We start from the raw sequence: 11,366 nt of genomic DNA on the forward strand, positions 1-11,366 counted from the left end.
AATTTCCTTTGACTTTCTCTCCGCAGCAAAGGAAATCAGCCCAAATGTGCCCAGACATGCAATGACGATTGCTAGTACTGTGAAGATTGAAAATATTTGTGCGAATTTCTCCTCAGCCAAATATTGTTGTTCCATATCTTCATTCATAAATGTATAACTGAAGTCCCTATTGGGGACATAGCCTGAATAAACTTTCTCTATGTGCTTAAGGGAAGTTTGCATATTTTCATTCCCAATTCTGATGTAGGCAAAATTCAACCAATCTGTAGAAGGGATAAAAATCGTCGGGGGAATTTCTCTGTGCAAGGATTCAAAATGGAAATCCTTAACAAGCCCAATAACTGTGTACTTTTGCCCATTTAATTCAATCCACTTTCCTATTGGTTCTTCCCACTCAAGCTGAACAATAGCTGATTCATTCAAAACCACGGAAGATGTTTGATCAGCAGGAAAATCCTTGTTAAAATCCCTGCCGCCAATGATTTCGGCCTCTGTCGTTGCAAGAAAATCCATATCAACCCTGATGATCTTCATCGTCTTGCCCACCTCCTGATCCACTACTTCATCCTGTGCTAAGTAAGGTGTGCTATTGGATATCCATCCTGGCATTTTCATATTGGAAGTACCTACCTGTTTTATGGAAGAATTTTCGAAAAGTTCGTTTTTAAAAACATCTAATTTGCTCCTTTCCATGGTTTGAAGTGGAATGGTTATTACATTTTCTTCATTGATTCCCAATTCCTTTGTTTTCAAAAAATTCCATTGTTGGAACACTATCACTGTGGCAGCAATTAATCCTATGGAAATAACAAACTGAACTATTACCAGTCCTTTTCTGAATAAAAATCCGGATTTGCCCTTATTGCTACCACCTTTCATGCTGTTCAGTGGCTTAAAGGAAGATAGGATCAGGGAGGGATAGGAGCCTGATAACAAACCAATTACCACAAATGCCAATAAAAGAGATAAAATTATTTCAGGCCGAAATAGAAGTTCATGTGAAATCGCCTTGCCAGCAAACTGATTGAATTTGTCCAAAACCAAGACTGAAATTCCGAATGCAATTAGCAATGCAAGGAAAGTCATCATACCGGACTCGGTCAAAAATTGATTGATTAAATCTGAACGCTTTGCCCCCAGCACCTTTCTCATTCCAACTTCTTTGGCCCTTCGAAGTGAGCGGGCAGTTGTCAGATTCATATAGTTGATACAGGCAATGAATAAGATAAAAATCGCTATTACCGAAAAGATGTAAACATTTTTCATACTACCATTTGGTTCTATCTCTAGTCCATTGTTGGATTCGAGGTGGATGGAAGTGAGGGGCTGGAGAAACAACTTAAAATTGTCGGAATTAAAAATACCAAGGTTATCATTGATGAAGCCGGGAAACCTAGTCTCAATGGTTTTAGGATCAACTCCAGGCTCTGTTTTGATATAAACATATTGGGAATCCCAACCAGCATGGGTAAATAATTCAGGTGGAGATACTAGACTTTGTGTTTCACCTGAAATAAGAAAATCAAAATGGAAATGTGAATTTGGAGGCATATCTTCCATTACACCGCTTACCTGAACTTGTAAGGCTCCATCTCCCACCTCAAAAACTTTCCCCATTGCCGCTTCCGTACCAAAATATTTGGTGGCAGTTGATTCAGAAATGACAACTTTGTTGGTGCCTTTCAAAGCTTCTGTAGGACTTCCTTCAATCAGGGGGAAATTAAAAACATCAAAAAAATTATCCTCCACATAAGCAATCCTGCTTTCGATAATTTTCTTATCCCCATATTCAACCACTTCTTTGTCATCCCTAATTCTTACCATTTGTTCGATTTCCCCAAAATTAGCTTTGATGAGCTCTGCGGTTTTCCAAGAATTGGAAGAATAGGGTTCCCATTTTCCCTGCCTCAAATAAGCAGATGCCACCCTATAAATCTGATCATTGTCTTGGTGAAAATCATCGTAGCTTAATTCATCTTTGATAAAGAGAAAAATCAAGAGACAACAAGTGAATCCAAGTGCCAAACCTGAAACATTGATCAGGCTATACATCCTTTCCTTGTTGAAAACGCGAAAAGAAACTTTCAGATAATTTCTATACATACCATTTTTATTTACAGGTTGAAATCCTTCCATTTTTTTGACAATCCCTGGTCGGAAAAGCAGCAATACATCCTTTACAAACTTCCAATCAGCCTTCCTTTTCCCGATCTCCCCTACCCTTTCCCCATACAGCTCCACCAGATCTCCTTCGATAGAATCCCTCAAATCCGGATGGCAAAACCAACGGAAGAAGCGGCGGGGGAGTTTGGGAGGATTGGTTTTCATGTTATTCCGACCTTAGGCTCCTAACAGGGTTTATCATAGCCGTCCTTATGGCTTGTGAACTGATGGTCAAGAGTGCAATTGCCATAATTGTAACTCCTGCAATCACAAATGTTGTCCAGCCGATTTCAATGTGGAAAGCGAAATTTTCCAGCCATTTCCTTACCAATAAATAAGCTAAAGGTGTCGATATAATAGCTGATACAATTACCAGTTTGACGATGTCGCTTGAGAGCATGGCAACTATTCCCGAAACCGAAGCTCCCAAAACTTTCCGGATGCCAATTTCCTTTGTCTTTTGCTGTGCAATAAAGGATGCCAGTCCAAATAAGCCCATACAGGCAATCAAAATGGCTATGCCTGTGAAAACCAGAAATGTCCGGCCGATTTTTTCATCCGCGGCATATTGCCTGTCAAACTCCTCGTCCAAAAATGAATATTCAAAAGGACTTCCCGGAAATAGCTCCTTCCATTTATCTTCTACAAATGCCATGGTAGAGGACAATTCGGCTGGGTTTAATTTTAAACTCAAAAAGTTGAACCTAAATGGGACAATTGCCAATACCAAAGGTTCAATCGGGGTTTGGAGAGACCTATAATGGAAATCTTTGTACACCCCAACAATCTCGCCACCCTCCCGGCCAAAGCCAGCATTCATTCTTTTGCCAATAGCAGCCTCAGGAGATTCCCAACCAAATGCACTAACGGCTTTCTCATTGATCATGAAGGCAGATTCGGTATCTGACTGAATGACTTTGTTAAACGGACGACCAGCTACCATTTCTATCCCGTAGGTATTCATAAAGTCAGTATCCACAAACATATAATACATAGATTGTCCCTGATCATCTGCTTCTCCACTGAGACCTGTGGCAAAGTTGTAAACTCTCTTACCGGGGATTTCAGAGGTTGCAGACATGTTTGAAATGGAGGAATGTTTCTGAAATTCATCTTTGACCTGTTCATACCTGTCTGCTATGGAAACTCCTCCCCTGATAGGCAAAACCAAAATTTGCTCCTGATCAAAGCCCAGGTTTTGTTCTTTCATAAACTCCAATTGCCTATAAACGGAGAGGGTTCCTACTATCAGGATCAATGAAATAGTAAACTGGCTGACAACCAATCCTTTTCGCAGAGAAATCCCTTTGGACGCAACATTCAAAGTGCCTTTAAGGACACTTATCGGACGAAAGGAGGATAAGAACAAAGCAGGATAAACCGCAGAGGCAAGACCTACCAAAAGGGTCAATCCTAACATTACCGAGATAAAACGAGGGGTAAATACCTCTCTCAAACTATTGGATTGACCCGTCAACATTTCAAAAAGTGGGTGTGTTGCAAAAACAATCAGGATTGCAAAGATCAGTGCCAAAGATGTCAACATCAAAGATTCAATGATAAACTGATTGAAAATTTTGGCTTTTCCCGCCCCTACCGCTTTGCGTACACCGACTTCCTTGGCGCGGTTGGATGATTGGGCAGTAGTGAGATTGATATAGTTCAAAGAAGCGATCAGCAAAATCAAAACCGCAACAACCATAAAAATATACACATTGACAGCACTTCCCGGAGGCTCTGCTTCATTACTTAAATCGGAATGGAGGTGAATGCTTTCGATAGGTTGGAGGAAAAAATTATAGGAAACTCCCCATTCCTTTATGATATCGCCAACATAGGAATCGGCAGCACTTTTCACACTTTCTTCAAACAGGGCCACATCCACATTTTCGTGCACCTTGATGTAAGTTAAAAACATGGTTGAATGCCAATTTTCAATTGTCCCTGCAAACCATTCTTTGCTTTCTAAGGTCGCAAAAGAAGTAATGAAGTTGAAATTCAAATGACTATTATTTGGTAGCTTTTCCATGACCCCGGTTACTTCAAACTCTTCATCATTGACCTGAAGGGTTTTACCAATAGGATCTTCATCTCCGAAATACTTTTTGGCGGTTACTTCCGCGATGATCAATGTGGAAGGCCGGTTTAATGCTGTTTTCGGATCACCTTTGAGAAGCGGAATAGTCAAAACATCAAAGATACTTGGATCGACCAAGAAATAATTGTCTTCATAGAAAGTGTTTTCTTCTCCATTTTTTACCAGTAGATTATCCCATCTCCACATTCGAACTGATGCTTCTACCTCAGAAAAATCTCTTTCAAGAGCCAGTCCGAGGGGACCACAGGTAAGTGCAAAAAGCCTGTTGCTTTCGCTACTCTGAATATCAACAGCGACTCGATAAATGCGGTCTGAATCTCGATGATAACTATCATATCCCATCTCATTCATTACAAAAAAGGAAATAAATAAACAGGATGCTATTCCAATGGCCAATCCGGTCATATTTAGAAAAGTCAATCCTTTATGGCGATTGATATTCCTCCATCCAATTTTAAAATAACTCTTATACATAGCAGTATTATTTACTGGTTGATATCCTTCTAATTTTTTGACAATCCCTGGCCGGAACAACAGCAATACATCTTTTGCAAACTTCCAATCCGCTTTTCTTTTCCCGAGCTCCGCTACCCTTTCTCCATACAACTCTATCAAATCCCCTTCAATGCTATCCCTCAAATCCGGATGGCAAAACCAGCGGAAGAAGCGGAGGGGGAGACGGGGCGGATATTTTGAATTAGGTTTCAATTTTTTCTGATAGAATGAATTATTTCAAAAGCCAACCAATCACATCCTCCATAAATGGAGCGCATTCGTAATTGTTTACCTCTTGCCAGCTCGTCATGTAAAGGGATACCATAGCTTCGCCCATCGCAATGATTTTGCCCCCACCCTTTATCTCGGTGAAGACTGCAAAAGAGCTTGGTTCGGATCGGTTACTAAATGCGAATGGCGCACCTCCATCCACCAGACGTGCTCCGTGAAATGGGATAGCATATTTTTTCTTCGTAACCGTTCCTGCTGTGGAATAACCTCCAACCGTTTGATCCGGATTGTTAGAAAAGAATTTTATACCGAACGGTGACACTAAGTCGTTCGCATTTATCTGATCCAACGTGGCCCAAAAATCCTCCTCAATTGCAATAAATAGCGAACCACCCTTTTCCAAAAAATGATGGATTGCTTTGCATTCAGCCTCTGAATATTTAATTGAAGGAACATGTATGAAAAGCAAGTCTACTTTGGACAATACTTCTGATGTAATGGATGCCTTTAAAAAGGTTATTTCAGCATTGTGGGTGGCAGCGTTTTTTGCGAGCTCGCCTGTCATATATTCAAGCCGCTGAGTGGGCACTAATTCGGTTGAAATCCTGTTGGCAGGATCGCTATAGAATTTTTGACCATGAGCAACATCAACCAGGATTTGCTTTTTCTGCGCCATCAGGTTGGTGCCAAAGCAAACAAATAACAATGCAAGTGTGCAAGATTTGAATAATAGTTTCATAGGTACATTATTAATAGGTCAATGATAATTGTGGTCAATCGAATTTCACATCAAGTGCAACCTTAGGAATCGCATTCCAAAGTTCTTCTCTGGTGCTCTTGTTGTATTCCAATGCCCTTTTTCCCAAAGCGGTGATCTGAAAGAATTTCTTGGGCCTGCCTGCCCTCTCTTCTGTTGCCTCCCCTTCCCTTGAGCGGAGATAGCCTTTCTCTTCCAATCTTTTCAGTGCTGTTTGCAAGGCACCTACACTGACCCCACGGGAAAGACGGCTCTCAATTTCCTTTTTGACGGAAACCCCATAGGCCTCATCATACAGGACCCCTACGGTCAGCATGACGACTTCTTCGAATTCTCCTAACTGGTATTTTCTCATGTGTTTATAATTGATTTTTTTTGCCACATAGCCTGTCCCGTCCGCCGCGGCGGATCTGGGGAATCTCGCATTTAGGATAATATCCCTCCGTATGATGCCTGTGATATGCTCGAATTCATTTGCAAGACATTTTTTCCTATTTGTAGTAATAACCTTGCCAAAACAAAATAGTGTTCAAATGACCTATATTGGGGTTTTTGGATTTTTTGGGATGTTCGGATCGGTGCTAAATCGTCCGAAATTGGGATTGTTTTTATGAGCTGCTGGGACATTTGGACAAAGCAGGGATCAAAGCAATTTTTTTTGTTACTGGTTCGAATAAATTAGATGAAAAGGGACAGTTTTTGCTGAAAATGTCATTGACGCGGATGAAGCTTTTGAAGACCCAATATACAGGTCAAACACCACAAATATCCCCGCAGGTGAAAGTCTGATCTGGGCTTTGGCCAAAGAGTCTGGGAATTTTGGACATCTACTTAGGTATCCCGCAGAAGACGGGGATTATGAAAAAGAGAAAATGGACAAATTGGGGCTTTGAGGGATCATGCTCACAGATTTCTCAGATTCCCACAGATTTCAAAAATAACTAATACCAATACCCCAAAAAAGAATTGTTAAATCCTCTTAAATCGTTGAAGGTGAATAGCTTTAATAAAAACTAACTGCTACTTTTATCTAGGTTATAACTTCGATATTTCTTTTTCCCTTTTATATGAAATCCAAACCAAAAAAATCCAAACTAATCGAGTGGCGAGATGCCCTTGTATTTGCCGTAGTAGTAGCCACCTTGTTTCGCTGGTCATTGGCAGAAGCTTATGTCATTCCTACCGGATCGATGGAAAATTCTCTCTTGGTGGGAGATTACATCTTAGTCAGCAAAGTACATTATGGAGCAAGGACTCCTCAAACCCCACTACAGGTTCCATTGACGCATCAGAAAATATGGGGCTCTGAAATACCCTCCTACCTTGATTGGATCCAACTCCCCTCCTACCGAATCCCTGGTTTAAGAAATGTTGAGAGAGGTGAAATAGTAGTTTTCAATACCCCTAAAGATTTGCTCGATCCAACAGACCGTCCCGATGACCTGATGACCTTTTTGGTGAAGCGTTGTGTTGCAGTCGCAGGTGATGTGTTTGAAATCAGGGATCGGCAGATTTTTATCAATGATGAAGCAATGGCCAATCCTCCCGGGATGAAGTATCAATATCATGTCATTTCCGAATACCCCCTGCAGCCACATCACTTGGACTATATTGGATTGGATGAGGATGATTTTTGGCATTCAGGATATACAAAGGGAAAAAGAATCAAATACGGCATGTTCTTGACTAATGAACAATTGAAAGATATAAAAAAAGCTCCCTACATAGTCTCAATCGAAACCGGTTCGGATTCACCTGTTGGATTCCCCCTATTTCCAAATACGATGAACAACACTTGGAACCTGAACAATTACGGTCCATTGGCCCTGCCACAAAAAGGTATGACCATCGAGATCAACGAAAAGTCACTGGACTTTTACGGTGAACTGATTGAAAAATATGAGGGCAATAAAACCGTGAAAATCACAGATGGGAAATTGGAAATCAATGGAAACAAGGTGGAAAATTACACTTTCATACAAGGTTATTATTTTATGATGGGTGATAGCAGGGACAATTCCATTGATTCCAGGTATTGGGGATTTGTGCCGGAGAGCCATATCGTAGGCAAACCGGTCATGGTTATATTTTCAAAAAACGAGCATGGAGAGGGATTCGACAAGGTGCGTTGGGAACGGATATTTTCAAGGATTCAATAGCTTACATTTCTGGAATACTGGAATTACAAATTCCGATTTATCTGTTCTCGCAATTGCAAATTACGAGAAGCTAATTTATTCATGCCATGACTCGAAGTCATGGCATGAATATCTTTATACCGAAATTGCAAATTACGAGAAGCGTGACTATTTCCTCTCCATCACTATCCCATCGAATTCATCCAATCTTTCCACTTTGAATTTGACCCTCCCATTGTGATATTCAAAGGTAATATCAATTTCCCCAACCATGCTCCAAATGCGCTTGGGGCTGAAATCAACTTTCACATCAAATGTTGTTTCATAAACAGGCAATGGATTGAAATAGGTATTCCCACTGAAACCTGTAAGGTTGACCAAATGAAGAATCATTCCATCATTGACTTCCTTACCAAAATTTTCTGGAGTGTTATAGGCAAAATGCTGAAAAATCACTTCACCCCGGGGATGGGCATCTGTCTTAATAAGCTGATCCACTTCAGGAAAAACATAATCAATTAGGTCCAACAGTATATTTTTATGTTGTTCGTAACCATGTAGAAAATACAATTTGCCTAAATTGATTGGCATGAGCACCGCCTTGCTATTGTTATGATTTTTTATACCAACAGCATAAAATCCAGTTGGCTCATGACCTCCAATGATTTCAGGTGGCCCAGGAATACCGGGAGTGAAAATCGGCATTTGGGATTCATCCGAACCTTCAAAATCATAAAGCCCCAGGTTGAATTTCCAGAATAACAGGTGTTGCTTCTCAAATCGGGTAAACAGTTTCTTATTTTCCGGTTGAAGGTAATACCCTGCCCCATCATGATCCATATTTTTGATTTTGGCGCCAAACATTTTCCATAATGTTTCCGGATGATCGGTAAGGGATCTGTTTGTGGCAATAATGTTGGGGCCGTTTTTGCCAATCCTTTCCAAAGCTTCCAATGAGGCATTGTCCAGACTGACAATCTCTGGTAAAATGATCAACCTGTATTTTTTCAGAGAATTTTCCAGATTACCGATCTGACTGTTTTCGATGATATCGTATTGGATATGGGCTTCTTTCAGCATCAATTGGATTCCCCTGTATTCCTGTGCCGCATCACCGGAAGGCCAGGAACCCGGAGCAATAACAGCTATTTGGGCAGCTGAGGTATAATTTCCAAAATAAGGTTCAAACTTCTTGTGATGTGCATAGATTCTCTGAAAAACATCAAAATTCCTCTCATCTTCATAGCCCCTGAAATCTCCCATCAAACTCAGATCCAGTCCTGAACCATTGGCTATGTTTTCATAAAGCCGGATGACTACTTCTGCAGGTTCCACGGCATTGTACCTGGATTGAAATGATATCTGCTGAATACTGGCATTACTGACTATATGATCAGGATAAGAATTTCTGGTATTGCTGACATTGTCAGAAGCATTGTATAGCCAATAAGGTAAAGTGTTTGTTTGGGACTCATGCCGGATAATGTCAACATGATCTTCTGAATAAGTACAGATGGCAATTTGTTCATTTTTGGATTTGACCAGTTCATTCAACCGCCTGATGAGATCATCTGCTGTAAACTTTTTAAATTCCTCATATTTTCTGAATACCGGATCAGTCCTATCTTCTTCAAGCGGCAGGGACAAACCTCCACTGTATTCGGCAAAGCGTTTTTTGTCGTAAGGGTTTTGGTCAATTCCATAATACTTTCCGATGTAGGGATTTCTAGTCTGATACCCTGGCATATTGATAAAAACCCCATCAATGGGATAGAGGTCTATGACTTCTTCAACAATATTAAAAAGCTGTTCCTGTTCATAAGGGGCATTGATGGAAATGGTATAAAGATTCTCATTGGTAATGTGCTCGCCTTGGGGAGAAATGTAAAACCAGTCAGGATGTTTTTCAAAAACACTTTTATGCGCCCTACTAAAATCAAACCTGACAATGACCCTGATTCCATTCTCATGACATTTTTCGATCACGTCACCCAACATATTCTCTTTCATGTAGGGGTTCGTGTAATGGTATTCCAATTTGGTCGGATAAAAAGACATGATTCCCCCGGCATTGATGATTAGGGTATTGGCAGAAAAATGGATCAAATCCGCAACGAGCGAATCCGGATCAAGTGTAGCAGCTTCATAGGCAGGAAGGTTGGTTTGGATCACCCTAAGATTATTTGCCTTCCACCACCCAATACTGTCCGGCCAATCCATTGACTGCGCTTTTGCATTAATAGGTATCAAAAATAGCAACACCAAAACAGTGGTTAGGATATTCAGGCTATGCCTTTGAGGTTTATTCATGCCATGACTCCAAGTCATAGCATGAATCTGAGTTAAGATTTGAGGTCTGTAGGCTTTATCGAATTTCAATTCCATACATCAAGAAAGAAGTCTCTTATTTTTCTCTCATAATAAACATCTTATTGCCCTCAAAAGCAATCAATTCGAAATATTCTCCTTCTAAAAACCCATGTTGACTAGCCATTGTCCCAAATCTAAGCGCAACAAGGGGTTCCAATAGGCAGGTTATCCAATTTGGTTGGAGATTCTTAAAATTGTGTAAAAGGTGAAAAAAAATAACCCACTTTATATCCAATCGGGGGTTAAAGTGTCACAATTTGCTATCGACAGAATATATAGAGATGGAGAACTTATGATATGGGAGGCAAGTATTAGATTTCTGCTGCTATGGCATGGTAGTTGGATTTTCATGCAAGAAAATTCAGGGAAAATGAAAAAAAGATATATCGTATTGATATCGATCTTAGTGCTGTTGATTGTAATTCGGCTAATGTTACCATACATCGCCAAGAATCAGATCAATAAGGCATTGGCAAACATAGAGGGTTATCATGGATCTATCGATGACCTGTCCATGGGTCTTTATAAGGGTGCATTTAATATTGGAGCCCTTGTCATATATGAAGAAGCTTCGGAGGATCCCGAAACACCTTTTATCGTTATTCCTATTTTGGATTTCAGCCTAGACTGGCGGGCTCTTTTAAAGGGTAAAATTGTCTCTGAAATAGCTATGGATTCCCTTAAGGTCAATTTGACTGTGTTAAAGGAGGAGGAGAAAGAAAAAGAACCCAGACTTCATTTTGCCGAACAAATTCAGGAGTTCAATCCCATTCAGATCAACAATCTGAAGATCACCAACACCAAGATATCCTATCTGGATCCTACTGTAGATCCTAAAGTGGATGTATATTTCGATGATTTTAATCTTTTTGGCGAGAATCTAAGTAATGTTGAGGATGAGGAAAAAGTCCTTCCGGGTTATATACTTATAGATTCCAAGGCAATGGGTGAAGGCAGTATGCATATGGAAATGCATGTGAACATTTTGAAAGAAATCCCGGATTTCGATCTAAACCTGGCTTTTGAGGACATCGATTTGGTGAAGTTCAACAATTTTATCGAAGCTTATGCCAACCTTGAACTGGAAAGTGGAATGCTGAGTGTTTACAATGAG

Annotated in this window: 7 protein-coding genes; 2 read left to right on the top strand and 5 right to left on the bottom strand. The window is 40.3% G+C overall.

Going from position 1 to position 11,366, the window contains the following annotated elements:
• The 4 genes from ACEW8O_RS10175 to ACEW8O_RS10190 all read right to left on the bottom strand — a co-directional run.
• Positions 1–2,328: ABC transporter permease (locus ACEW8O_RS10175; RefSeq protein WP_373494521.1), on the bottom strand; the 2,328-nt coding region annotated here is incomplete at its 3' end.
• A 1-nt stretch (position 2,329) separates the two neighbouring features.
• Positions 2,330–4,969: an ABC transporter permease gene (locus tag ACEW8O_RS10180; RefSeq protein ID WP_373494522.1), complete on the bottom strand. Its 2,640-nt coding sequence runs from the start codon at positions 4,967–4,969 to the stop codon at positions 2,330–2,332.
• Between the two features lie 19 nt (positions 4,970–4,988).
• Entirely contained in the window at positions 4,989–5,726 is a 738-nt protein-coding gene (locus tag ACEW8O_RS10185) for a hypothetical protein (RefSeq protein WP_373494523.1), read from the bottom strand.
• 34 nt (positions 5,727–5,760) lie between these two features.
• Entirely contained in the window at positions 5,761–6,099 is a 339-nt protein-coding gene (locus ACEW8O_RS10190; RefSeq protein ID WP_373494524.1) for a PadR family transcriptional regulator, read from the bottom strand.
• 712 nt (positions 6,100–6,811) lie between these two features.
• On the opposite strand from ACEW8O_RS10190, the gene lepB reads away from it, so the two are divergent.
• Positions 6,812–7,903, top strand: a complete 1,092-nt coding sequence (gene lepB, locus ACEW8O_RS10195; RefSeq protein ID WP_373494525.1) for a signal peptidase I — start codon at positions 6,812–6,814, stop codon at positions 7,901–7,903.
• Between the two features lie 147 nt (positions 7,904–8,050).
• Here the strand turns inward: lepB and ACEW8O_RS10200 are convergent, their stop codons facing one another.
• Entirely contained in the window at positions 8,051–10,267 is a 2,217-nt protein-coding gene (locus ACEW8O_RS10200; protein WP_373494526.1) for a family 10 glycosylhydrolase, read from the bottom strand.
• A gap of 355 nt (positions 10,268–10,622) precedes the next feature.
• Here ACEW8O_RS10200 and ACEW8O_RS10205 point away from each other — a divergent pair.
• The coding region (locus ACEW8O_RS10205; RefSeq protein ID WP_373494527.1) for a DUF748 domain-containing protein at positions 10,623–11,366 on the top strand (744 nt) is incomplete at its 3' end.

Source organism: Aquiflexum sp., from assembly GCF_041749095.1.
GTDB lineage: Bacteria > Bacteroidota > Bacteroidia > Cytophagales > Cyclobacteriaceae > Aquiflexum.